The 22,911-nt window shown below is 42.0% G+C and carries 24 protein-coding genes and 1 pseudogene; 16 read left to right on the top strand and 9 right to left on the bottom strand.

All coding sequences use genetic code 11. The features are described from left to right. Window positions 1-1,141: 1,141 nt before the first annotated feature. Window positions 1,142-1,660 carry a helix-turn-helix domain-containing protein gene (locus ACED60_RS14040; protein WP_076647607.1) on the bottom strand — a complete coding sequence of 173 codons (519 nt, stop codon included), beginning with the start codon at window positions 1,658-1,660 and terminating at the stop codon, window positions 1,142-1,144. A 121-nt stretch (window positions 1,661-1,781) separates the two neighbouring features. Here ACED60_RS14040 and ACED60_RS14035 point away from each other — a divergent pair, with 121 nt between their 5' ends. The 3 genes from ACED60_RS14035 to ACED60_RS14025 all read left to right on the top strand — a co-directional run bounded on the left by ACED60_RS14035 (window position 1,782) and on the right by ACED60_RS14025 (window position 3,727). Then, window positions 1,782-2,924 (top strand): phage/plasmid replication protein, II/X family, encoded by a 1,143-nt coding sequence (locus ACED60_RS14035; RefSeq protein WP_371727799.1) that lies wholly within the window; start codon window positions 1,782-1,784, stop codon window positions 2,922-2,924. A 10-nt stretch (window positions 2,925-2,934) separates the two neighbouring features. Continuing rightward, window positions 2,935-3,216: a single-stranded DNA-binding protein gene (locus tag ACED60_RS14030; RefSeq protein ID WP_371693278.1), complete on the top strand. Its 282-nt coding sequence runs from the start codon at window positions 2,935-2,937 to the stop codon at window positions 3,214-3,216. A 277-nt stretch (window positions 3,217-3,493) separates the two neighbouring features. After that, complete coding sequence (locus tag ACED60_RS14025) at window positions 3,494-3,727, top strand: RstC protein (RefSeq protein WP_371693277.1); 234 nt, start codon at window positions 3,494-3,496, stop codon at window positions 3,725-3,727. A gap of 39 nt (window positions 3,728-3,766) precedes the next feature. Here the strand turns inward: ACED60_RS14025 and ACED60_RS14020 are convergent, their stop codons facing one another. Then, window positions 3,767-4,285: a helix-turn-helix domain-containing protein gene (locus tag ACED60_RS14020; RefSeq protein WP_076647607.1), complete on the bottom strand. Its 519-nt coding sequence runs from the start codon at window positions 4,283-4,285 to the stop codon at window positions 3,767-3,769. A 121-nt stretch (window positions 4,286-4,406) separates the two neighbouring features. Here ACED60_RS14020 and ACED60_RS14015 point away from each other — a divergent pair, with 121 nt between their 5' ends. The 3 genes from ACED60_RS14015 (at window position 4,407) to ACED60_RS14005 (ending at window position 6,352) form a co-directional block, all read left to right on the top strand. Beyond that, entirely contained in the window at window positions 4,407-5,549 is a 1,143-nt protein-coding gene (locus ACED60_RS14015; RefSeq protein WP_371727799.1) for a phage/plasmid replication protein, II/X family, read from the top strand. Window positions 5,550-5,559: 10 nt separating this feature from the next. Beyond that, window positions 5,560-5,841 (top strand): single-stranded DNA-binding protein, encoded by a 282-nt coding sequence (locus ACED60_RS14010; protein ID WP_371693278.1) that lies wholly within the window; start codon window positions 5,560-5,562, stop codon window positions 5,839-5,841. A gap of 277 nt (window positions 5,842-6,118) precedes the next feature. After that, window positions 6,119-6,352 carry an RstC protein gene (locus tag ACED60_RS14005; protein ID WP_371693277.1) on the top strand — a complete coding sequence of 78 codons (234 nt, stop codon included), beginning with the start codon at window positions 6,119-6,121 and terminating at the stop codon, window positions 6,350-6,352. Window positions 6,353-6,526: 174 nt separating this feature from the next. On the opposite strand, the pseudogene ACED60_RS14000 reads toward ACED60_RS14005, so the two are convergent. The 3 genes and pseudogenes from ACED60_RS14000 to ACED60_RS13990 form a co-directional block, all read right to left on the bottom strand. Then, window positions 6,527-8,250, bottom strand: a pseudogene (locus ACED60_RS14000) (ATP-binding protein). Continuing rightward, complete coding sequence (locus ACED60_RS13995; protein WP_122047303.1) at window positions 8,250-9,434, bottom strand: FIST signal transduction protein; 1,185 nt, start codon at window positions 9,432-9,434, stop codon at window positions 8,250-8,252. The pseudogene ACED60_RS14000 and the gene ACED60_RS13995 overlap by 1 nt, the downstream one beginning before the upstream one ends. Window positions 9,435-9,549: 115 nt before the next feature. After that, window positions 9,550-9,915, bottom strand: a complete 366-nt coding sequence (locus ACED60_RS13990; protein ID WP_371727798.1) for a hypothetical protein — start codon at window positions 9,913-9,915, stop codon at window positions 9,550-9,552. A 252-nt stretch (window positions 9,916-10,167) separates the two neighbouring features. Here ACED60_RS13990 and ccoN point away from each other — a divergent pair, with 252 nt between their 5' ends. The 10 genes from ccoN to uspE all read left to right on the top strand — a co-directional run bounded on the left by ccoN (window position 10,168) and on the right by uspE (window position 19,149). After that, a complete protein-coding gene (gene ccoN / locus ACED60_RS13985) occupies window positions 10,168-11,601 on the top strand; it encodes a cytochrome-c oxidase, cbb3-type subunit I (RefSeq protein ID WP_009846707.1) in 1,434 nt (477 codons plus the stop codon). An 11-nt stretch (window positions 11,602-11,612) separates the two neighbouring features. Further along, a complete protein-coding gene (ccoO, locus tag ACED60_RS13980; protein ID WP_004742292.1) occupies window positions 11,613-12,233 on the top strand; it encodes a cytochrome-c oxidase, cbb3-type subunit II in 621 nt (206 codons plus the stop codon). Window positions 12,234-12,242: 9 nt separating this feature from the next. After that, complete coding sequence (locus tag ACED60_RS13975; protein ID WP_009846708.1) at window positions 12,243-12,419, top strand: CcoQ/FixQ family Cbb3-type cytochrome c oxidase assembly chaperone; 177 nt, start codon at window positions 12,243-12,245, stop codon at window positions 12,417-12,419. Next, entirely contained in the window at window positions 12,419-13,393 is a 975-nt protein-coding gene (gene ccoP, locus ACED60_RS13970; protein ID WP_009846709.1) for a cytochrome-c oxidase, cbb3-type subunit III, read from the top strand. The genes ACED60_RS13975 and ccoP overlap by 1 nt, the downstream gene beginning before the upstream one ends. Window positions 13,394-13,478: 85 nt before the next feature. Next, window positions 13,479-13,958 (top strand): FixH family protein, encoded by a 480-nt coding sequence (locus ACED60_RS13965; protein ID WP_009846710.1) that lies wholly within the window; start codon window positions 13,479-13,481, stop codon window positions 13,956-13,958. Between the two features lie 5 nt (window positions 13,959-13,963). After that, window positions 13,964-16,336: a heavy metal translocating P-type ATPase gene (locus ACED60_RS13960; protein WP_371727797.1), complete on the top strand. Its 2,373-nt coding sequence runs from the start codon at window positions 13,964-13,966 to the stop codon at window positions 16,334-16,336. After that, on the top strand, window positions 16,336-16,572 hold the full coding sequence (ccoS, locus tag ACED60_RS13955; protein ID WP_139683896.1) for a cbb3-type cytochrome oxidase assembly protein CcoS: 237 nt from the start codon (window positions 16,336-16,338) through the stop codon (window positions 16,570-16,572). Before ACED60_RS13960 ends, ccoS begins: the two co-directional genes overlap by 1 nt. After that, a complete protein-coding gene (locus ACED60_RS13950; protein WP_371727795.1) occupies window positions 16,562-17,236 on the top strand; it encodes a sulfite exporter TauE/SafE family protein in 675 nt (224 codons plus the stop codon). Before ccoS ends, ACED60_RS13950 begins: the two co-directional genes overlap by 11 nt. Before the next feature lie 86 nt (window positions 17,237-17,322). Next, on the top strand, window positions 17,323-18,069 hold the full coding sequence (locus ACED60_RS13945) for an FNR family transcription factor (RefSeq protein WP_009846714.1): 747 nt from the start codon (window positions 17,323-17,325) through the stop codon (window positions 18,067-18,069). A 132-nt stretch (window positions 18,070-18,201) separates the two neighbouring features. Then, the gene (gene uspE, locus ACED60_RS13940) at window positions 18,202-19,149 is read left to right on the top strand and encodes a universal stress protein UspE (protein ID WP_371727794.1); all 948 of its coding nucleotides are present in this window, start codon (window positions 18,202-18,204) and stop codon (window positions 19,147-19,149) included. A 95-nt stretch (window positions 19,150-19,244) separates the two neighbouring features. Here the strand turns inward: uspE and ttcA are convergent, their stop codons facing one another. The 4 genes from ttcA to ACED60_RS13920 all read right to left on the bottom strand — a co-directional run bounded on the left by ttcA (window position 19,245) and on the right by ACED60_RS13920 (window position 22,900). Then, window positions 19,245-20,138 (bottom strand): tRNA 2-thiocytidine(32) synthetase TtcA, encoded by an 894-nt coding sequence (gene ttcA / locus ACED60_RS13935; RefSeq protein ID WP_009846716.1) that lies wholly within the window; start codon window positions 20,136-20,138, stop codon window positions 19,245-19,247. 277 nt (window positions 20,139-20,415) lie between these two features. Then, the gene (locus ACED60_RS13930; protein ID WP_139683897.1) at window positions 20,416-21,066 is read right to left on the bottom strand and encodes a DUF2987 domain-containing protein; all 651 of its coding nucleotides are present in this window, start codon (window positions 21,064-21,066) and stop codon (window positions 20,416-20,418) included. A 123-nt stretch (window positions 21,067-21,189) separates the two neighbouring features. Continuing rightward, on the bottom strand, window positions 21,190-22,038 hold the full coding sequence (locus tag ACED60_RS13925; protein WP_371727793.1) for a glucosaminidase domain-containing protein: 849 nt from the start codon (window positions 22,036-22,038) through the stop codon (window positions 21,190-21,192). Then, on the bottom strand, window positions 22,031-22,900 hold the full coding sequence (locus tag ACED60_RS13920) for a hypothetical protein (RefSeq protein WP_371727792.1): 870 nt from the start codon (window positions 22,898-22,900) through the stop codon (window positions 22,031-22,033). Before ACED60_RS13920 ends, ACED60_RS13925 begins: the two co-directional genes overlap by 8 nt. Window positions 22,901-22,911: the final 11 nt, after the last annotated feature.

The following is a 22,911-nucleotide window of genomic DNA, read 5'->3' as shown; positions in this document are numbered from 1 at the left end:
CTCAGCGAATGTTTCATTGTGAGTTGGGTTTTTAAAAATAGCATACAAATCATCGTCTTACCAAAATAAATGAATTCCCACATCAGTGCGTATTATGGTTATGAATTATGTTGAGGGTTTGCTCTGCTTAACGGAATAAGAACGTGGGCGAGTAACATGCTCAATGAGGAGGTCAGCTTGTCTGGCCTTTTTGATGCTCGTTAGGAAAATCGTTGTTAGAGGTTAACCCATAACATAATTCGCATAATACGTTTTGATGAGCAAAAAAGTAAAGATTCCTTTACATTGTAATAGAGGCTTGTATTATTAGGGGAACCACCTAACACTGGAATGTTAGGCGGCTAACCTAGTTTTAGGAGATTGAAACTAGAAGTTCGACAACTGCCTGAAGCAGTTCAACGAGCTTGATGGCGATATCTATATATCTCATCTTTATATCCTCTATTGGATGACCAGTTACTAGCTTCGACGGCAATCAATTTTAGTAATTGGAAAGTTTAAAAAAAAGCCACTTAATTGTGGTTTTTGCGTTTCTACTTATAAAGTAGTGTTTGTATCATGGCATGCTTTTAAGTTACAGGCAAACGTGACGCGTTGGTTGATTTTTTGGTCTGAGACCAAGAACTTGAGTAGCTCTCTATTAGGTGGTGGTTATACAAATCAGACACCGACCGCAAGCGACGAGGATTAGCGAAACTAGCCCCGCAGGGATAAGGGCACTCGATACAGTTCTTGGGTATGGCTCCCCCAAATGCCCGAAAAGCAGCGAAGCGTTACTCCCTCCAAAGAAGATCACAAAACCTTCCTTTCATTTTGCCAGAATAGCTTTTTGGTACAGAGCACTCCCAATTTTCGTTTCTATCGATTACTCGACGCTTGACGACGAACAAGGACGGCGAAGACTGAGCAAGGACGGTGAGAAGGAGAAAAGGAGAAGAAAGCCACCGAACACCGAGGCAAGCGTAGCGCGGGGTCGGGGCTTTCCTTTTCAAGAGTCCACTATCTTTAATAGTGGACTCTTGTCCAAATATTGGAATTTCACTCAAAAAAAATGACCTCAAAAGGTCATCTTCAAAATCTCAATCGGTCACCCGAAGGGTTGGGGTTCCTGTAACACCCCAACTAACTCCGGACATCCGGACTATTTCTCTTTATCTAGAACTTTAATGGCATGTTCTTTTGCTTTCTTTATTTCTTCTTCGCTAGCATCAAGTTGGCCATTCTCGATTACTTTTAATACTAACTTTGCATGACAAATTTCGTCTTCTCTTGCTTCGATATCAAAGAGCTCGAAAGGGTACTCTGATACCTGAGAAAGCATACGGATGAATCCTTCCGTATCATTAATATACTTATGCATACCTATTAGCATTTCTGTATGTGGCACATGCTGCATTAATATCCCAACGCGCCTAACAAAATCTAGAGGATCAATCTTCTGACTTTGAATATCACCGCTGCAGATTTCTTTCTCTGAAATTTTGAGAATCTGACTTAGCTTTGAAACTTGGGTTGCTTTGGGTTCGGTAATATCTCTTTCCCATTTACTTACGGTTTGTACCGTCACTTTCATCTGCTCTGCAATATCTTCTTGTTTGATGTTTAATTCAATTCGCTTGTCTTTTAGAACACTACCAACACTCATGTTTACGTAATCCATATCAAAACCCTATTTAAGTTTAAGTTTACACCTACTTTTATATGTCATATTATTCAGCCATACATTTATATCTGTGTACATACATAAAAATGTTTGTATTGATTCTTGACAGGGTTTCCATTTGTTCTTTATTGACCAACTTTTCATGCAACAAGATCACCATGAGGGAAATCTTCCTCTTGTGGGGCGTCATGTTATCGAAAGGGTTGAGTTAGAAACTGGTGAAAACCTTCCACCCACAGTTAACCAAAAAATATTAGAAGGCTCATACAGTACAAAGTTAACTATTCGATGTAATGGAACTCGCGTTCGAGTTGAGGGTAACCCGTCGCGCTGGCAGCGTATGGACAACCTATTTGGATTACAGACGCTTGATGAATGTGTAGCAATTTATAACCATATTTTAGCTTCGTATGACTTACCTCCGTTTACTAAAAATACTCGCTTTGCTCACCGTCAATCGGCTGATGGTAAATCGTCTTCATTGATTGGTAATGGTGCTGAAATTACATCAATAGATTGGACTAGAAATTTAGCTGTAGGGAAGGGTAAGGAACGCTCTTTTATTCGAGGTCTTTCTTCTATGCAAATTGGTCGAGGCCGAAAACCTAAGCTCTATCCTGATGGCAATACATGTAACTGGGGTGAAGGCTCTACGTGGATAATGGACAAGCTATATGCAAAAGCGGTTGATTTACAGAGACATTTATTAAAAGACCAACGCAAAAAAGAAGGAGTATCACAAGAGGCATTAAATTACGTGAACAAGCTTATTGATTATTGCGAATCATTCGGTGTTGTTCGAGAAGAGCACAGTTTGAGGCAGGCATTATTAAAACGACACGACTTACAGTTTTACGGGATCACAACAGAACAAGATTTCTATAATCACTTACAAGACATTGAGAATGCTATGAAAACAACACACATATCACACGACGAGCATCAATCCTTTGCAGACCAACTTTTATCACTAGGCGTAGTTAAGAGCCGACAAGCAGCCAATGCAACGCAGAGTTACGCCATTATGTGGCAACACGGAACAAATTTAAGAAGTGTTTTAAAAGATAGTCAATTTTACGAACACAAAGCGCGCCTAAAAGCGATTGGTATCGATATCGGTCAACAATTCGATGTTAGTCGGATGTGTCCAACGCTTAAACGTTCTGAGGTTATCGAGGTTCAGCCACTTAAAATTCCGCCTTGGTACAAGATGCCAGTTGTAGCCGAAACTAATATTTTACCTTTCAAAGCCTACGCATAGGAAAAGCACCATGTTAAAAATCGAAGTATTCAAAGAAGATGTAAAAGTCACATCTAGAACCATGCCAGGGAAAGACGGAAAGCCACCACGTACTATTTACGAACAAGACGCTTATGCACATCTACAAGGTCGTTTCCCAACGCTTACCAAGGTTCAACTGGAAGAAGGTCAACCACCTTATGAAGCCGGATTTTATACCTTTCATAGCTCTTCTTATATCGTTAATAATTTTGGCACTGTGGAGCTAAAGAAGTACGGAAAAATCATCACACCAATGGAGGTCGATTTATAATGTTCAAATTACCTAAGCGTACCATTCATTATAAGGGTGGATTTACTATGGTGAGCCGTGAGGACGACCCGAAATATCAGTGTACATCTTGTTATAAGCCGTTCTTTGAAGATGAGGTTTTCATTGGTGCATTTCTTTCAAAAATTGAGTGTCCCAATTGCCAATCGGCATTGAGAATTCTTACAGACTCAGAACCACTTATTACAAAATAAAACAAAGCCCGTAACTGGTGACACAGCTACGGGCTTTTACACAACCAACTATATCGGAGTTGATTATGACAGTTAAAGAATACACGCTATCAGACTTAGAATCTAAGCTTAATGAAATCTCTAATATTTCAATCTTCCTTGGTACTGGGAATTGTCCGAAAGAGATAGCCTACAATTTGCATGATCATATGAATGACCAGATTGAAGAGTTACAGGGAATGGTCAGCTTTATGCGAATCTATCCACAGATTAAAGCTCAAGAGCAGCTAGATAGCCCCCAGAAAGAACTTACGCCTTAGTGCGTATTATAACACCCCAACTAACTCCGGACATCCGGACTATTTCTCTTTATCTAGAACTTTAATGGCATGTTCTTTTGCTTTCTTTATTTCTTCTTCGCTAGCATCAAGTTGGCCATTCTCGATTACTTTTAATACTAACTTTGCATGACAAATTTCGTCTTCTCTTGCTTCGATATCAAAGAGCTCGAAAGGGTACTCTGATACCTGAGAAAGCATACGGATGAATCCTTCCGTATCATTAATATACTTATGCATACCTATTAGCATTTCTGTATGTGGCACATGCTGCATTAATATCCCAACGCGCCTAACAAAATCTAGAGGATCAATCTTCTGACTTTGAATATCACCGCTGCAGATTTCTTTCTCTGAAATTTTGAGAATCTGACTTAGCTTTGAAACTTGGGTTGCTTTGGGTTCGGTAATATCTCTTTCCCATTTACTTACGGTTTGTACCGTCACTTTCATCTGCTCTGCAATATCTTCTTGTTTGATGTTTAATTCAATTCGCTTGTCTTTTAGAACACTACCAACACTCATGTTTACGTAATCCATATCAAAACCCTATTTAAGTTTAAGTTTACACCTACTTTTATATGTCATATTATTCAGCCATACATTTATATCTGTGTACATACATAAAAATGTTTGTATTGATTCTTGACAGGGTTTCCATTTGTTCTTTATTGACCAACTTTTCATGCAACAAGATCACCATGAGGGAAATCTTCCTCTTGTGGGGCGTCATGTTATCGAAAGGGTTGAGTTAGAAACTGGTGAAAACCTTCCACCCACAGTTAACCAAAAAATATTAGAAGGCTCATACAGTACAAAGTTAACTATTCGATGTAATGGAACTCGCGTTCGAGTTGAGGGTAACCCGTCGCGCTGGCAGCGTATGGACAACCTATTTGGATTACAGACGCTTGATGAATGTGTAGCAATTTATAACCATATTTTAGCTTCGTATGACTTACCTCCGTTTACTAAAAATACTCGCTTTGCTCACCGTCAATCGGCTGATGGTAAATCGTCTTCATTGATTGGTAATGGTGCTGAAATTACATCAATAGATTGGACTAGAAATTTAGCTGTAGGGAAGGGTAAGGAACGCTCTTTTATTCGAGGTCTTTCTTCTATGCAAATTGGTCGAGGCCGAAAACCTAAGCTCTATCCTGATGGCAATACATGTAACTGGGGTGAAGGCTCTACGTGGATAATGGACAAGCTATATGCAAAAGCGGTTGATTTACAGAGACATTTATTAAAAGACCAACGCAAAAAAGAAGGAGTATCACAAGAGGCATTAAATTACGTGAACAAGCTTATTGATTATTGCGAATCATTCGGTGTTGTTCGAGAAGAGCACAGTTTGAGGCAGGCATTATTAAAACGACACGACTTACAGTTTTACGGGATCACAACAGAACAAGATTTCTATAATCACTTACAAGACATTGAGAATGCTATGAAAACAACACACATATCACACGACGAGCATCAATCCTTTGCAGACCAACTTTTATCACTAGGCGTAGTTAAGAGCCGACAAGCAGCCAATGCAACGCAGAGTTACGCCATTATGTGGCAACACGGAACAAATTTAAGAAGTGTTTTAAAAGATAGTCAATTTTACGAACACAAAGCGCGCCTAAAAGCGATTGGTATCGATATCGGTCAACAATTCGATGTTAGTCGGATGTGTCCAACGCTTAAACGTTCTGAGGTTATCGAGGTTCAGCCACTTAAAATTCCGCCTTGGTACAAGATGCCAGTTGTAGCCGAAACTAATATTTTACCTTTCAAAGCCTACGCATAGGAAAAGCACCATGTTAAAAATCGAAGTATTCAAAGAAGATGTAAAAGTCACATCTAGAACCATGCCAGGGAAAGACGGAAAGCCACCACGTACTATTTACGAACAAGACGCTTATGCACATCTACAAGGTCGTTTCCCAACGCTTACCAAGGTTCAACTGGAAGAAGGTCAACCACCTTATGAAGCCGGATTTTATACCTTTCATAGCTCTTCTTATATCGTTAATAATTTTGGCACTGTGGAGCTAAAGAAGTACGGAAAAATCATCACACCAATGGAGGTCGATTTATAATGTTCAAATTACCTAAGCGTACCATTCATTATAAGGGTGGATTTACTATGGTGAGCCGTGAGGACGACCCGAAATATCAGTGTACATCTTGTTATAAGCCGTTCTTTGAAGATGAGGTTTTCATTGGTGCATTTCTTTCAAAAATTGAGTGTCCCAATTGCCAATCGGCATTGAGAATTCTTACAGACTCAGAACCACTTATTACAAAATAAAACAAAGCCCGTAACTGGTGACACAGCTACGGGCTTTTACACAACCAACTATATCGGAGTTGATTATGACAGTTAAAGAATACACGCTATCAGACTTAGAATCTAAGCTTAATGAAATCTCTAATATTTCAATCTTCCTTGGTACTGGGAATTGTCCGAAAGAGATAGCCTACAATTTGCATGATCATATGAATGACCAGATTGAAGAGTTACAGGGAATGGTCAGCTTTATGCGAATCTATCCACAGATTAAAGCTCAAGAGCAGCTAGATAGCCCCCAGAAAGAACTTACGCCTTAGTGCGTATTATGTATATTATGTTAAATTAGGTTTGGTGTTTATAAGGCAGGTATCTTTGTGTGATGTCCTGCCTCTTGTTTGACTGCCAAACTGACGTTCTATTTAACAGTAAGTCTATTTACCATAAAATACCTAATAAACATATTTCCTAATCTTCGATTAAGAATACGTTTATTAGACTTCAAGCATTAACCTATCAATTGCTTCAATGATCTCTTTGGTTCTTACAGGTTTGGTAATGAAATCATTCATACCGACATCTAAACAAGAAAATTTATCTTCTACTGATGTGTGTGCCGTTAGCGCGACGATTGGTGTTTTGATGTTTGCGTCTCTCATGTATTTGGTTGTGGTTATTCCGTCCATAACTGGCATCGACACATCCATCAAGATAATGTCTATCGGATCATTACCTCTTTCTACAAAGCCAATGGCTTCTTCACCGTTGCTTGCGATGAAAACTTCGTGGCCTTGCCGCGCAAGGATCAATTGAATTACCATCTGATTGGTTGGGTTGTCTTCAACAACCAACACTGAATAACGGGTTCTGGGAACTTGCGAGTATTTATCTTCTGCAGCATGATCTTGATTGTTCGTAACTCTCGTTAGAACTGGTAACCGCACTTCAAATTTCGAGCTTTTCCTGGCTCACTCTCGACCGATATATGCCCGCGCATCAGTTCTACTAGTCGTTTTGTTATTGCTAAACCTAAGCCGGTGCCACCAAACCTACGTGTGATTGTGCTATCGGCTTGCACGAACGGACTGAATAATGACGAAAGTTGCTGTGAGCTGATGCCAATTCCGGTGTCTTCTACGCTAATACGGAATGAACTGTGCTGGTATGTAATAGAAACATGTACATGCCCGTGTTCAGTGAACTTTATTGCGTTACCAATGAGATTAAAAAGGATCTGTGCTAAGCGACTTGGGTCAATGTAATGTAGTTCACCTTCTGGAATGTCGCTAGTTAGGGTTAACGACAACCCTTTATCGTCTGCTATCTTCTTTTGTTCAGATAAAACAAAAGTTACAGTGTCTCTTGCGTTGCTCCATTGAGGAGCCAACGAGAAGCATCCAGATTCAATCTTCGAAAAGTCCAATACATCACTGATGATCGCCAATAGGAGTTCAGATGATGTACTCATATTTAACAATATAGATTGTTGTTCATCATTCAGCGGTGTGGACTTTAGCGTGTCGATTAAGCCTATGGTGGCGTTTAGCGGCGTTCTTAACTCGTGACTCATCATTGCTAAGAATTCAGATTTGGCTTTGTTGGCTCTTTCTGCGTCTTTTCTTGCTGCTACGAGTTCTGCTGTACGTTCTCGGACTGTCGCTTCAAGTTTTTCTTTGTTTTCAATATCGAAAACAGCACGCTCAATCAGCGGTCGAAATCGGTTTAGAGTGGCTTTGGTTTCAATACTAAAGTGTTTGGTATTGGAATGGATAAAGATGATAACGGATTGTGTTAGTCCGCTATCAATACCAGTAATCAGTACAGAGTTAATTTGGTCTAGGATAATGGGATGCAAAGTGCTGAATTCACCCAGAGATTTGGGTTCAAAAAGAATGGCACATTCTCCATTAATGACTCGCGATAGCTTGCCACAATCTATCCAATTCATTTGTTCGAATACTTTGTTATTGGTTAACAGGGTTTTGAAACTACCTTCATTCCCTATTCTTGATACCACAATAAAATCATCAAACTTAATGTATTTTTTGAGTGCGAATTCGAGACTAGAAAATATTTCAGATATGTTACTCGCCTTACTGATCGCAGAGATAGTCGATAGGATCACCCTATTCTCTTCAGCTAATTTACGTTCACGGACCTTTAGTTTTTGGAGTTCAATACGAGCTTCTTGCAGCGCTTCTTGGTCTTCAGTATCCATTACTTTTTCAGCCTATAAAACGTTGCAGAAGATACCATCAAATTTCCGTGCGCATTCTCACCACCAGAGAGTCTACCTTGCTCACCAAACGTAAATGGACATATGTATGGAAGCCCACCAAGTGCGTGATTGATTTGGTCACAAACCTCATCCATATCTTGTTTTAGGTGCAGCATTGGTCCTGCACAGAATATGTTGATCGCCCCTAATTTTTCTTCAAGATCCATATCATTATAGTAAGACGAATGAATGATGTTAGCGGCACGACTTATAAGTTGTTGCTTAGAGCCTTGCATCAAATAGATGGTGTCACCTTCATTTATATCAGTGAACAACTCGATACCGTTACACTCAGTTTCTCTGATCGAATGCGATAACTTGAAATATGGGTAGTCGTAAGAAGAGCCGACCTTTCGGCCTAATGGATAAACTGTCGACTTTTCAAAAATATACCCATCATCACTGCCACCTAAATGAAAATCAGTCCATTCATTATAAACGGTGGTCGCAGGCCTATGGTCGATCTCTAACAATATTCGATTTCTTACTTTGGTGACGGTGCCTGAATACTGGGTGGGTGTATGACCGGCGCTAAAAGATGAATAGATGGATTGTGACGCAAAAAACACCGTTAAAGAGACGCCGTTAATAGCAAGAGCTTCTTCGGTAAAGATACTCCAATTTCCAGACACTTGATTGTCTGCTGCGCTTCCACCAATAATCGGCACCTCTGTGCCAAATTTGTTATCGATGGCCGCCATCACCTTCTCTTCATTTCCTGGGGTGGAATGGAGCAAGATAAGATCGGGTATTTCACCTTCTCGGTTGGCGTTCTTTAATGCTTTATCGATGGCGCTGAATGTACTACGGTCTATGGAATCGCCAAAGTGACTGATGCCGGTACCGTAGGCATTGATCCCGGAATCATAGATGATGAGTATCCCAATCACAGGGCCTGAATGGAACCCTGTTTCGGTCATAATACCGTGACAAGTGGTGCAGCCATGTATTGGTGTATTCGGGAGCGCATCTACCAAATATCTCTGCACAGCAAGTGTGGAGTACTCTTCGGTGCAGTAGCAGATAAGACAGGCAATATCGTCAGGGTTTGCCACCCCACTGAGCAACTCATCTACTGCGATTTTATCGTCTAGGGAATAAGAGACTTTTGATAGAAATTTCATAGATCTCGGAAGATTTTATTAATGCTCTCTTTATAACACTTTTATACAATCTATTTCACTGACTTAGTACATATTTCTATCAAAAGAATTGAGGCGAGACTAACTTGTTACTGTGTTATTCCTTAGAAAGGTTTACAGAAAGTGTGGCTACCTGTTGTGGAAATGTAACCGTCATTGAGGAGTTCTGAGCGTTCGTTCGTAACAGCCAAATTGATACCCCTTTTTCTTCTAGAGTTCCGCTCTCATTATAGTTAATGATAAATTTACCAGTTTTAGATGTTTCGATCGAATACCCTAGGTTATCACCCGAAATTAAAACATTATGTTTATCAATAGTAATTTGGCAAGGTTTAGAAATTATACAGTTTACTGTTTCGTCATTGTCGTATGTCACTGTTCTCCAAGTAAATGCAGCTATTAAAATAACCAACATGACGATAATTTGAACAAGCCTGCCCTTTGTTAGCTTTTGTGCCGCCATTATAATCTTTACTCCTTGTTACAAAGTTCAAAGTTTTTAAATAAAAATCCAATTCCAGACCAAGCGTAAGGTTACTACTCTGTCATTGATTTGTTAATTCAAGTATAGTGTCGCCTTGAAAATGCCACTTTTTTTTAAAATCAGCAAGTGGAAATAAAGCTCTGAATAGGCTGAATTTCCTTTTCTAATTTGGGTGGCATTACGACGTGAGTCGTGTTGGAAGTAAAGTGTAGTAAATAAGAAATTGGAAGCATGCAAATGAGCCAAGAAAAGCAGCTTGAACAAAACTACAACTATACGGTCGTCCGTCAATTTACCCTCGTTACAATTTTGTGGGGTATTGTCGGTATGGGCGTTGGTGTTTTGATTGCCGCTCAATTAGTTTGGCCACAGCTAAACTTTGATACGCCGTGGCTGACGTACAGTCGTTTACGTCCCCTGCATACTAATGCGGTTATTTTTGCGTTCGGTACAAGTGCGCTGTTTGCAACATCATATTATGTTGTGCAACGTACCTGTCAGACGCGTCTCTTTGGTGGCCCTCTCGTAGCCTTTACCTTTTGGGGTTGGCAAGCGATTATCCTGTCCGCTGCAATTACTTTACCGTTAGGTTTAACCTCTGGTAAAGAATACGCAGAACTTGAATGGCCAATCGATATTGCTATTACGCTTGTGTGGGTAGCTTATGCGGTCGTGTTCTTCGGAACCATGATTAAACGTAAGACATCGCACATTTATGTAGCTAACTGGTTCTTCGGAGCCTTCATCATCACGGTTGCCGTGTTGCACATCGTTAACAGCCTGGCTGTTCCTGTATCTGCGTTTAAATCGTACTCGATTTATTCCGGAGCGATCGATGCAATGGTGCAATGGTGGTACGGACACAATGCGGTAGGCTTCCTATTGACAGCTGGTTTCCTAGGTATGATGTATTACTTCGTTCCTAAACAAGCTGGTCGCCCTGTTTACTCTTACCGTTTGTCGATTGTTCACTTCTGGGCTCTTGTGTCTCTGTATATTTGGGCTGGTCCTCACCACCTACACTACACAGCACTTCCAGACTGGACTCAGTCTCTAGGTATGGTTATGTCTTTGGTTCTGTTTGCTCCATCTTGGGGTGGCATGATCAACGGTATTATGACTCTATCTGGCGCGTGGCATAAGCTACGCTACGACCCTATCCTACGTTTCCTAATCGTTTCTCTATCATTCTACGGCATGTCGACTTTCGAAGGCCCAATGATGGCAATCAAAACGGTTAACGCACTATCTCACTACACGGACTGGACTATCGGTCACGTTCACTCTGGTGCGCTAGGTTGGGTAGCGATGGTTTCTATCGGTTCGGTTTACCACTTAGTTCCTAAACTATTTGGTCAAGAGCGTATGTACTCTGTATCTCTAATCAATGTTCACTTCTGGTTAGCAACGATTGGTACGGTTTTCTACATTGTTGCAATGTGGATCTCTGGTGTGATGCAAGGTCTTATGTGGCGTGCAGTTAACTCTGACGGTACATTAACTTACAGCTTCGTTGAATCTGTAGAAGCATCTTACCCGTTCTACTTTGTACGTTTCTTAGGGGGCTTCATCTTCCTATCTGGTATGTTCTTAATGGCATACAACACGTACAAAACTGTTTCAGCACCTAAAGATAGCCTTAAAGCTATCCCTCAACCGGCTTAAGGAGATTTAGAATGAGCTCAAATTCAAATAATCGCCATGAGTTGGTAGAGAAGAACGTTGGCCTACTGGCGATCTTGATCGTTATTGCTATCAGTTTTGGTGCTTTAGTAGAAATTACCCCTCTTATTTTCCAAAAGCAGACGACTGAACCTGTAGAAAATCTACGCGTTTACTCTGCTCTGGAAATGGAAGGTCGTGATATTTATATCCGCGAAGGTTGTAACGTATGTCACAGCCAAATGATTCGCCCTTTCCGCTCTGAAACTGAACGTTACGGTCACTACTCTGTAGCGGGCGAAAGCGTTTGGGAACACCCATTCCTATGGGGTTCTAAGCGTACTGGTCCAGATCTAGCGCGTGTTGGTGATCGTTACTCTGATGAGTGGCACCGTGTTCATCTTATCGACCCTCGTGAACTTGTTCCTGAATCAAACATGCCTGGTTTCCCATGGCTTGCTGAGAATGTACTTGATGGCAAATTGACTCAACAGAAGCTTGAACTCTTCCGTAATCAATTTGGTGTTCCTTACACAGACGAACAAATTGCTAACGCTAAACAAGATGTTGAAGGAAAAACAGAGATGGATGCAATCATCGCTTACCTTCAATCGCTTGGCCACGCAATGAAATAAGGAATAATTATGGACATTATTACATTTCAAAGTGTTTGGACTGTTACTGTTTTTGCTTGCTTCATCGGCATCGTTTGGTGGGCATACGGCAAGAATCGTAAATCACGTTTCGACGAAGATGCGAACCTAGTGTTTGCAGACGACGAGCCGGCAACAAGTTCTAAAAATCAAGGAGTGACAAAGTAATGAGTACATTCTGGAGTATCTGGGTTAGTGCGATTACGATTGGTACCCTAATTGGTTGTGCTGTCTTGCTTCGTTGGTGTTTTAAAGATCGAACTGGCGTAGAAGAAGGTCATGATATGGGCCATGAATACGATGGTATTCGTGAGCTTAATAACCCACTACCAAAATGGTGGACATACCTTTTCATCAGTACGATTGTGTTTGCAGCGGTTTACCTTGCTCTTTACCCTGGCCTTGGCAATTTTAAAGGTCTACTAGGGTGGACAAGTTCAAACCAAGAAGTTCGTAGTATTGAAGAGTCTCGCTCTTCGATTGCTGCGGCTCAAGCGAACAAGCAGTTAGACGAGTACGCGAAAGAGCTTGATGACGCCAACACCTATTTTGGTGAAGCATTCAAAAAGCTAGCTCACGACGAAAATGGTTTACGTTCTGTCCCTGACATTGCATCAGATGCTGACGCAATTAAAGTGGGCCAACGTTTATTCTTGCAAAACTGTTCTCAGTGTCACGGCTCTGATGCTCGTGGTCAAAAAGGTTTTCCTAACCTAACTGATGACGCATGGCTATATGGTGGTGAACCACAAGCTATCGTGACAACAATCATGCATGGTCGTGTTGGCCAAATGCCTGGCTGGAAAGATGCACTTGGTGAGCAAGGCGTTAAAGAAGTGGTTAGCTACACGCTTAGCCTTTCTGGACGTAGTGTGAATGCTCGTGAAGCTGAAGCTGGTAAAGCACGCTTTGTTGTATGTGCTGCATGTCACGGTACAGATGGTAAGGGTAACCCTGCTGTAGGTGCACCTGACCTGACCGACCGCGACTGGTTGTTTGGCGACTCTCGCGCTGCTGTGACGGAAACAGTAATGTACGGACGCTCTGGCGTTATGCCTGCTTGGAAAGACATTCTAGGCGAGGATAAAGTACAACTGATTTCATCATACGTGTGGAGCTTAAGCAACTCGGATAATAAGTAACATTTCAATAACAGCCTCTTTCTAAGAGGCTGTCTTTCCTTTATTTTATAACCCCTTCTTTTTATTCTTTTTTGAGATCTTTTTTATGGTAAAGCCTTGGTATAAACAGTTTTGGCCGTGGTTCTTAATCGCGTTGCCAGCGACAGTAGTTATTTGGACCATCATGACGGTTATTGTGTTCACACAGAACTCTGTAGACCTAGTGACTGAGGATTACTATAAAAAAGGAAAAGGCATTAATGTCGACATTTCAAAAGTAAATATTGCAAAGGAACTCGGCCTTTCAGCTTCAGTTAACGAGAAAGGTAACTCCGTTATCATTACTCTTGAGAAAGGTAAACTCGATCACTTCCCTGCGATTAACGCAATGTTTGTTCACAGAACACTGCCTGACCGCGATTTTACTCAACTACTGACAGCGGATGCGAAAGGCAACTACACCATGACTTTGGATCACGAAATGCAAGGACCATGGTTTATTGAGCTTTCTCCGCATGATTCTGAATGGTTAGTGCAAGGTCGCATGAACTTCCCTATTGATACTCCTACTCAACTAACGAATTAAAGCTTATGTGTGAATCCTGTTATCACTGCGGTGAAGATGTACCAGCGGAAACGGATTTTAAAGTGGAAATTTTAGGATCGGTTCGTCCGATGTGTTGTCCGGGTTGCGAAACCGTAGCCCAGACAATCATAGATAGCGGTTTGGTCTCTTATTACCAATACCGTACTGCTCCGGCTGAAAAAGCCGATCTGGTGCCAGAGCAACTTCTGGCTCTCAGTCACTATGACAATGAAGATGTTCAACTTGAGTTCGTCCGTAACTCCGAAAGCATCTCTGAGGTGACATTGTCACTAGATGGTGTCTCTTGTGCGGCTTGTGCTTGGCTTATTGAGAAGCAAGTTTCTTCAAAGCTTGGCGTTGTGAGTATTCGTGTTAATACCACGACTAACCGTGCCCTGCTTAGCTGGGACAACACTCAGGCCAAACTGAGCGAGTTGCTATCCGCGATTCATAGGTTGGGCTACAAAGCCGCACCATTCGAGGCTGACCAACAAGAAGCTGCTTATCATCGTTCGATGAAAAACTACCTTTATCGTCTTGGTGTCGCGGGTTTAGCGACCATGCAAGTTATGATGCTAGCCGTGGCGCTTTATCTCGAAGTTTTTGGCAGCCTTGAGCCGGAATTCAAAAGCTACTTTCGTTGGGTGAGTTTGATCTTCGCAACGCCTGTACTGCTCTACTCTGCATTACCGTTCTATATTAACGCTTGGCGTAGTATTAAAGGCCGAACCTTGGGCATGGATGTTCCTGTGTCGATCGCTCTATTGTTTGCCTACGTCGCAAGTTTGGTGGCGACGGTAACCGAAAAAGGCGAAGTGTTCTTTGAATCTATCTCGATGTTCACCTTCTTCTTGTTGCTTGGTCGTTTCCTTGAAATGCGCGCTCGTCGTAAAGCAGCCGCCGCGAGTGGTAACCTGCTTAAGCTGGTTCCAGCTATGGCGACAACATTAGACGGTGAACAAGTTCCAGTTAAAACATTGAAAGTCGGCGATCAGATTCGGGTTCTACCCGGTGAACATATCCCTGCGGATGGTAAAGTACTGTCTGGTAGAGTTCATATTGATGAATCGATGCTGACTGGCGAGTCTATCCATGTGGTTAAAAACGAAGGCGATACTGTCTTTGCAGGCACATTGAATGGTGATGAATCGTTTGAATTGGAAGTGATGACGTCTAAAGCGGATTCCGTGATTTCCAATATCGTTCGCCTTCAGGATGAAGCGCAACTGTCTAAGCCTCGCATCGCAGAGATTGCCGATGTGGTTGCTCGATACTTTGTTGCTGTGATTCTGGTTATCTCGTTCGGCACTTGGTTTTACTGGCACCAAACACGTCCAGAAGATGCTTTCTGGATTATGCTCTCGGTACTTGTTGCGACATGTCCTTGTGCTCTATCGCTTGCAACACCGACAGCCATCACCTGCTCAACTTCTCGTATGGGTAATTTCGGTATCTTGCTGCGCAAAGGCCATGTGTTTGAAACCTTGTGCAAAGTGAATCACTTGATCATAGATAAAACAGGCACGTTGACCGAGGGTGATATTCGTATCAGCCAAGTTGAAACCTTCGCAGAACTTGATAAAGACACCTGTTTGAAAGTAGCGGCGAGCCTAGAGCAACATGCTAACCACCCTATTGCGAAAGCGTTCAAGACTCATCTTTCTGATGATATCGAAGTAGAGTCTGTCAATAACGTAATTGGCTCTGGTATCACTGGTGAGTGGAATGGACAAGAAGTCGCTATCGGCAGCAGTGAATTCATTCTTGGTGATGCACAAACATCGGAAAGCAATGGTATTTACTTGTCGATGTCTGGTCGACATATCGCAACATTCACTTATGAAGATCCAATTCGTAAAGAAAGTATCGAGTTTATTAAAAAGTTTAAAGAAGCGGGAATCAAAACGACCCTGCTCACTGGCGATTCTTTGATTAACGCGAAACCTGTTGCGGCAGAGATCGGCATTACTGACATTGTTGCTAACGCGAAGCCAGAAGATAAACTGGCTTATTTAAACTCTAGAGACGCTAGTGACATCACCATGATGGTTGGTGACGGTATTAACGATGCGCCTATTCTTGCAGGTGCACACCTTTCGGTTGCTATGGGCGGCGGTACCGACGTGGCGAAAGCCTCAGCGGATATGGTGTTATTGGGTGACAAACTCGATAGATTACTTAAATCACGAACATTAGCGCTTAAAACGCGTAAGATAATCCGTGAAAACTTAGCGTGGTCGTTGGGGTATAACTTACTTATTCTTCCATTGGCCGTAGCGGGTTTGGTTGCTCCATACATTGCCGTTGTTGGCATGTCTGCTAGCTCTATTATTGTTGTGTCTAACTCGTTAAGGCTTTTAAAAGAGCAAGGTAAATAATGGAAAGTTTATACATACTTATTCCAATTGCAATCGTACTAGTGTGCATCGCTGTCGGTATCTTTCTATGGGCAGTTAAGAGTGAGCAGTTTGAAGACCTTGAGCGTCAAGGCCACAACATTCTGTTTGATGAAGACACTAATGCTCATCATCATTCTGATAGTAAACCGGTTAAGAACGAGAAAGCTAACGTAGAAAGCCAAACTAACTTAGACAAAAAGAACGATGACGCCTGATTGGATCGGAGCCTTTGTTGTTGGGTTGATCGGTGCAGGTCACTGCATGGGAATGTGTGGTGGCATTGCGTCGCTTCTTTCAATTGGAAACAGTAAACCTTCCCCTGTCATTCCCCTGCTTTATAACCTAGGACGCTTGCTAAGCTATGCCGTGATTGGCGGTGTGATTGGCGGTGCAATTTCTTCTATAGGTCAGCTAAGCGATTTTAACGCTCTGCTAGGTTGGCTGCGATTGTTTGCTGCTGGCTTTATGATTATTTTAGGTTTGTATATTGGTAAATGGTGGTTCGGCTTGTTGTTTTTTGAAAAAGTCGGACAAAAACTATGGCGCTATATTTCTCCTGTCGGTAAATCATTTCTACCATTGAAGCATCCTAGTCACGCTCTACCATTTGGTTTCATTTGGGGGTGGTTACCATGTGGCCTTGTTTATTCTATGCTTACATGGGCGGCCGTATCAGGAAGTTGGTATAACGGAGCGGGTATCATGCTTGCTTTCGGTTTGGGAACCCTCCCTGCGATGCTCACGGTTGGAATGGGTGCAAATTTCCTCAAAAAACTGCAACAAGCTGACTTATTTCGTCAGTTTGGTGCAATTTTAATCCTCATTTACGGCTTCTATACCGGTTATATGGCGCTACAGCTTATTATTTATACCGTATAGCGGCGTCTTTAATCCGGTTTTTTTACTACCCTTTAGGATTAAGGAATGCTAAAATATTGACGTATATCAAATAGTGAAAGATTGTTATGATTTCTGAAAAGCCTGTGACGAAACGTGTTCAGTCTGGTGGCTGTGCGATCCATTGCCAGGATTGTAGTATTAGCCAGCTCTGTATTCCGTTTACTTTGAATGAATCTGAACTCGATCAACTTGATCAGATCATTGAGAGAAAAAAGCCTATTCAAAAAGGCCAAGAGTTATTTAAAGCCGGTGACGAGCTTAAATCTCTATACGCTATTCGCTCTGGAACGATCAAGAGCTACACGATTACCGAGCAAGGTGATGAGCAGATTACTGCATTCCACCTAGCGGGCGATCTTGTTGGCTTCGATGCGATTACTGGTGACATGCACCCTAGTTTCGCACAAGCGTTAGAAACTTCTATGGTATGTGAAATTCCATACGAAATTCTAGACGACCTATCAGGCAAAATGCCTAAATTGCGTCAGCAAATTATGCGTCTGATGAGTAATGAGATTAAAGGTGACCAAGAAATGATTCTGCTTCTTTCTAAGAAGAATGCGGAAGAGCGTCTTGCTGCATTCCTTTACAACCTTTCTACTCGTTTCTCTCAACGTGGCTTCAGCCCACGTGAGTTTCGCCTAACGATGACTCGTGGCGATATTGGTAACTACCTTGGTTTGACTGTTGAAACAATTAGCCGTCTTTTAGGTCGCTTCCAAAAAGCAGACATCTTGAGCGTTAAAGGCAAATATATCACTATCGAAGATCACGATGCGTTGATGGAACTTGCTGGCGTTTCAAAAGAATAGTCTAGATATCAATGATGTAGTTCAATAATGAGCTACATCATGTTTCTCTCTTAAAACCTCTTATATTTCTCTTATTCTCTCCATAACTACGCTACATTATTTATATGTTCGGTCTGAAAAGTAGGCTTAGTTATGAGTATCTATAACAAAATTTTAGTTGTCGCAGACATTAATCACGATGAGCAACCTGCTCTAGTTCGTGCTATCCAACTTGCCAAGAAAAGCACATCAACAAGCCACATCACTTTCTTTTTATCGATCTACGATTTCTCGTATGACATGACATCTATGCTCTCTGTCGATGAAAGAGACGCAATGCGTAAAGGTGTAATTCATCAACGTGAAATTTGGATGAATAAAGTGGCGGCTCCTTACCTTGATGATTCCATTGAATTTAACGTGCAAGTGGTTTGGCATAACCGCCCGTATGAAGCGATCATTGCAGAGGTTTACAGTGGCGAGCATGACATCCTAATCAAAGGTACGCGTAAGCACGATACCTTAGAATCGGTCATCTTTACTCCTACCGACTGGCACTTATTGAGAAAATGCCCCAGTCCAGTGCTATTGGTTAAAAATGATTTCTGGCCAGAACACGCGAAGATTTACGCTTCAGTCCATGTTGGCTCTGAAACCGAAGCTCACTTAGAGCTCAATGATACGATGGTCGACAGGTTACTTGAAATCACAGGTCGTTTAGATGCTGAGCCGCTATTGGTAAACGCCTACCCGGTGACACCTGCTAATATCACAATCGAGCTGCCAGAGTTTGACCCAACCTCTTATACTGACGCGGTTCGTGGTCATCACTTAACAGCGATGAAAGCGTTGCGCCAGAAACACGGTATGAGTGAAGAGCAAACTGTTGTTGAGCAAGGCTTGCCAGAAGATGTTATTCCTCGTGTTGCGTCTGAAAACAACGCTGCTATGGTGATTCTTGGTACCACCGGCCGTACTGGATTGTCTGCTGTGTTTATTGGTAATACTGCGGAACATGTAATCGACAAGATTAACTGTGACGTACTTGCACTTAAACCGTCGGGTTATGTAAGTCCACTTGATCCCAATTTGTCTAGCTGATTTAAAATCATAAAAAAACGCCTCAAGCACTGCTTGAGGCGTTTTTATTTATCTAGAGCTTCCGCCATTCCAAATACAGAATCGCGAATATCTCGTTATACGTTAGTCACGTCGATGAACATTGACTCATCAATATTTGAAGAGGAAATTTCAGCTTCTTCGAATTCGTAGGCCTTGCGATCTTCACTACGGTCTAGTGGAAGGTTTACGAAATCAAACAGTTCTCGGTCAGCCAGTTGGCTTGGACTTACGTTCTGAATTGACTTGAAGATCTTCTCAACACGACCTGGCGTTTTCTTATCCCAATCAATCAACATTGCTTTAATGTTCTGGCGCTGTAGGTTCTCTTGAGAGCCACAAAGGTTACAAGGAATGATTGGGAAATCTAGGTGCTCTGCGTATTGGATTAAGTCCGTTTCACGACAATAAGTCAGTGGACGAATAACAACGTTACGGCCATCATCAGAACGCAATTTTGGCGGCATTGCTTTCAAGCGTGCACCGTGGAACATGTTCAGGAACATCGTCTCAACAATATCGTCTAGGTGGTGGCCAAGAGCAATCTTAGTCGCCCCTATTTTCTCTGCAAACGAGTACAAAGTACCACGACGAAGACGAGAACATAGACCACAAGTTGTTTTACCCTCTGGCACTTTCTCTTTAACTACGGAGTACGTATCTTTATCTACGATGTAGTAAGGAATGTTCAGAGTTTCGAAGTACTCAGGAAGAATGTGCTCAGGAAAGCCAGGTTGTTTTTGGTCTAGGTTTACGGCCACAACATCGAATTTGATAGGTGCTGCTTCCCGTAAACGTAGCAAAATATCTAGCATCGCAAATGAATCTTTACCGCCACTAATGCACGCCATTACTACGTCATTCTCTTCGATCATGTTGTAGTCAACGATGGCATTTCCAACATTTCGTCTCAGACGTTTCTGAAGCTTGTTGAATTCAAGTGTTTCTTTTTTATTTTCGTTTTGGTTCATTGCGACTCTCACACCGTCGTATTACCGACTGTAGATTGCTAGTGGGACTGTTTTAGGGCGTGGATTATACGGATTTTTATTTGATGTTGAAATAGTAACGGCAGGATTAACAAGCTGAGTATTGGAAAGATTCCGCTTCTTTTGAGCTTTAAGCTCTCTAAACGGTTAGATAAACGCTCGAGGTTTGGATAGTAGACAAAGAAAAGCAGCCTTCTCTAAAAGATCAGGCTGCTTAAGAACTACTTCCTCAAAGCGTAGGGAGTGCTTCTAGCTAGACTTATTGCGCGGGAATGTACGGTAATACGCGAACCGTTGGCTCTGGTAAAGTGATGCTGTCACTTCCATTCAGCTCTTCTAAGGTGAATTTAGCACGGCCTTCTTTAATTGGGATCTGTTTACCGTTAGATAGAGCAATGTTGCCTTCAAGCTTGTCATTGAACTCCAACGTTAACCCTTGGATATCAGGTGTGAACCAGCTAGAGAACATGCCGCTGACGTCTTCTAGCATTGCCTGCATCTGTGGTAACAGGCTTTCTAGCTGTGCAACTTCAACATCGCCAGCTAAAGGCTCTTGAGTCATTACAACGAGCGAATATGCACACTCTTGCTCTTGGGTTTGTACAAAGATAAGAGGATTTGCTGAGCGCAGGTTTTGATCTACAGGTAGAAGCAGCTCATTCGCAGGAGACACTTTTAGCTCTTCGTAGTGCTCTTCTTTCTCCATCCAAGCTTTGCTGATGTGACAGGTTTTCTGTGCTTGTTGGTCAACAAAGAACACCGCAACTTTGACATCATCGTGCCCTTCTTTGGTGTTGTTTTTCAGCTGAGTATAGAGTTTAGAATACGTGAACATGTATTCTTGCGCCGAAGCTGGAAGAGAAACCCCAAAACTTAAAGTGGCTAATAAAGCGATTGCTGTCTTTTTCATTATTATAATCTTGTTGAAGTTGAGCGTTTATAAATAGAAAGAGCAGCCAATGAGCTGCTCTTTTGTGATATTGCTTGGTGTCAAACTGACTAAAGAAGTCAATCAAACGGATATCCAAATGAGTTACTTTTCCCAGTATACCTTGTTGTGACGGATCATAGCTTGTAAATCAGTCACATAGTCTGAACCTCGCTCAGAATATTTTAACAAGCCATTGGTCAATTCGGTCGCCGTTTCTTTGGTTAACAGATCATTACCATTTGCTGCCAGTTGCGCACGAATGGCTCTTAAATCTGCATAGGCACGGTTACGATTAAGGTTCATGAAGTAACGGTGTACGGATTCTTGGCTTGAAGAAAATGTTGCTACTTCATGCGAGCTGCCTTCGTTACGTTGTAGCGGCACAAGGCCACAACCTTTGCTGTAACACCAATGTCCGAAATAGTTGTTTGCTTTGGTGGCGAAACGTGATGTCCCCCAAGCCGATTCATTGGCAGCCTGTGTTAATACAAGCGCCTCTGGCAGTACGTTTACGCGACTAAGCATTTCCGTAAGCCAAGCTTGATCTAATCCTGAAGATGGCACTGGCAAGCTGTATAACTTCCCTAACCTTTTCGCATAAGAAATGTCTTCAGAATCAATACTACTTAAACCTGATTCAGAGAGCTTAGTTAAAAACGCACGTTCTTTGGTGATACGTTTGTTTTCAATCTTGATGCTTGGGCGTAGGAACGAGAAAAACGCGTCTTTTTTCTCGTTTACATCCTTAATAGCCGCAAAGTTTGGTGCGCTTGAAGCAACAGTCAAGTCATCAAATTGGTCTGCTGAAGTAGAGCTCTGTTCTGTCGTACGTCGGCGTTCTTCTTCTTGGTAAAGGTATGGGCCAATCAGTGAGATAGAACCCACGATTGCTAGTGTTGTTACCTTGAGCGCAAGAGATTTACTCGCGCTGCCTTTGTCGTTATTACGCATCGAAGACCTGCGGGTTTTTGTTCTTGTTACCATGGCTACTGTTGTTGCCGTTATTGTTGTTGCCGTCGTTATTACTGTCGCCGTTGCTGTTGTCGTCATCACTATTAGGTCGATCTGACGCAATAACCTTCAGTTTGATACCAAACATTTCACGGTAGATGATGCCTTTCACGTGAAAGAAGAACGGAAGAACGAATATCAAGCCAATGCCGTACATCATCGCAGCAACGATGAACATCAGCATAACCATTAGGTATATAGACGCGACTACGAAGATCTTCTTATTTACTGCTCTTAGAGAAAGTAACAGCGATTGCATCGGTGGAACTTTTTTATCACAAATCAGCAGAATTGAGTTGCTGAACGCAAGTGAGAAGTAGATAGACAGAAATGGCAGAATCATACCAGCGATGCCTTGAAGCATTAGGCTGAACAAAGTCACTAGAATAACGGGGATCGTAAACTGCAAACCTTTGCCTATGTGGCGCACTTTAGTTTGAAGACCTGCAGCATGGCTCATTGCCATTAAACAGATGCCGGCATAGATAGGTGCACTGACAACTTCATAGCTAAAATTCGCAATGAAAATCGATTCAACGATCTGGGGTGTAAAGGCCTCAGGGTCGATTACCGCATCTAAGATAACTGCAGGGTCACCAAGTTGCAGTTTTAGTGCGATATAAAAGATAGCCAATTGCACGAACATCAGCGCAACAATCGCAGGGGAAAACGAAAGAAAGTGACTTATCGTATGTTTCCAAGCTTCTTGGAATACAGCCGTTGCTTTGAGCTCATAATCGCCGGAAAGTGCACGGTCGATACTACCGCCCAAATTAAAATCTTTTTCGATGTCGTTGTTCATATTGATACCTA

Source organism: Vibrio sp. 1F279 (assembly GCF_041439815.1).
GTDB lineage: Bacteria > Pseudomonadota > Gammaproteobacteria > Enterobacterales > Vibrionaceae > Vibrio > Vibrio tasmaniensis_A.
This window is presented reverse-complemented; position numbering and strand designations above follow the sequence as displayed.

Coding starts and splice junctions, on each gene's coding strand:
- ACED60_RS14040 (WP_076647607.1), bottom strand. CDS start 1,660: ATGGATTACGTAAACATGAGTGTTGGTAGTGTTCTAAAAGACAAGCGA.
- ACED60_RS14030 (WP_371693278.1), top strand. CDS start 2,935: ATGTTAAAAATCGAAGTATTCAAAGAAGATGTAAAAGTCACATCTAGA.
- ACED60_RS14025 (WP_371693277.1), top strand. CDS start 3,494: ATGACAGTTAAAGAATACACGCTATCAGACTTAGAATCTAAGCTTAAT.
- ACED60_RS14020 (WP_076647607.1), bottom strand. CDS start 4,285: ATGGATTACGTAAACATGAGTGTTGGTAGTGTTCTAAAAGACAAGCGA.
- ACED60_RS14010 (WP_371693278.1), top strand. CDS start 5,560: ATGTTAAAAATCGAAGTATTCAAAGAAGATGTAAAAGTCACATCTAGA.
- ACED60_RS14005 (WP_371693277.1), top strand. CDS start 6,119: ATGACAGTTAAAGAATACACGCTATCAGACTTAGAATCTAAGCTTAAT.
- ACED60_RS13995 (WP_122047303.1), bottom strand. CDS start 9,434: ATGAAATTTCTATCAAAAGTCTCTTATTCCCTAGACGATAAAATCGCA.
- ACED60_RS13990 (WP_371727798.1), bottom strand. CDS start 9,915: ATGGCGGCACAAAAGCTAACAAAGGGCAGGCTTGTTCAAATTATCGTC.
- ccoN (WP_009846707.1), top strand. CDS start 10,168: ATGCAAATGAGCCAAGAAAAGCAGCTTGAACAAAACTACAACTATACG.
- ccoO (WP_004742292.1), top strand. CDS start 11,613: ATGAGCTCAAATTCAAATAATCGCCATGAGTTGGTAGAGAAGAACGTT.
- ACED60_RS13975 (WP_009846708.1), top strand. CDS start 12,243: ATGGACATTATTACATTTCAAAGTGTTTGGACTGTTACTGTTTTTGCT.
- ccoP (WP_009846709.1), top strand. CDS start 12,419: ATGAGTACATTCTGGAGTATCTGGGTTAGTGCGATTACGATTGGTACC.
- ACED60_RS13965 (WP_009846710.1), top strand. CDS start 13,479: ATGGTAAAGCCTTGGTATAAACAGTTTTGGCCGTGGTTCTTAATCGCG.
- ACED60_RS13960 (WP_371727797.1), top strand. CDS start 13,964: ATGTGTGAATCCTGTTATCACTGCGGTGAAGATGTACCAGCGGAAACG.
- ccoS (WP_139683896.1), top strand. CDS start 16,336: ATGGAAAGTTTATACATACTTATTCCAATTGCAATCGTACTAGTGTGC.
- ACED60_RS13950 (WP_371727795.1), top strand. CDS start 16,562: ATGACGCCTGATTGGATCGGAGCCTTTGTTGTTGGGTTGATCGGTGCA.
- ACED60_RS13945 (WP_009846714.1), top strand. CDS start 17,323: ATGATTTCTGAAAAGCCTGTGACGAAACGTGTTCAGTCTGGTGGCTGT.
- uspE (WP_371727794.1), top strand. CDS start 18,202: ATGAGTATCTATAACAAAATTTTAGTTGTCGCAGACATTAATCACGAT.
- ttcA (WP_009846716.1), bottom strand. CDS start 20,138: ATGAACCAAAACGAAAATAAAAAAGAAACACTTGAATTCAACAAGCTT.
- ACED60_RS13930 (WP_139683897.1), bottom strand. CDS start 21,066: ATGAAAAAGACAGCAATCGCTTTATTAGCCACTTTAAGTTTTGGGGTT.
- ACED60_RS13925 (WP_371727793.1), bottom strand. CDS start 22,038: ATGCGTAATAACGACAAAGGCAGCGCGAGTAAATCTCTTGCGCTCAAG.
- ACED60_RS13920 (WP_371727792.1), bottom strand. CDS start 22,900: ATGAACAACGACATCGAAAAAGATTTTAATTTGGGCGGTAGTATCGAC.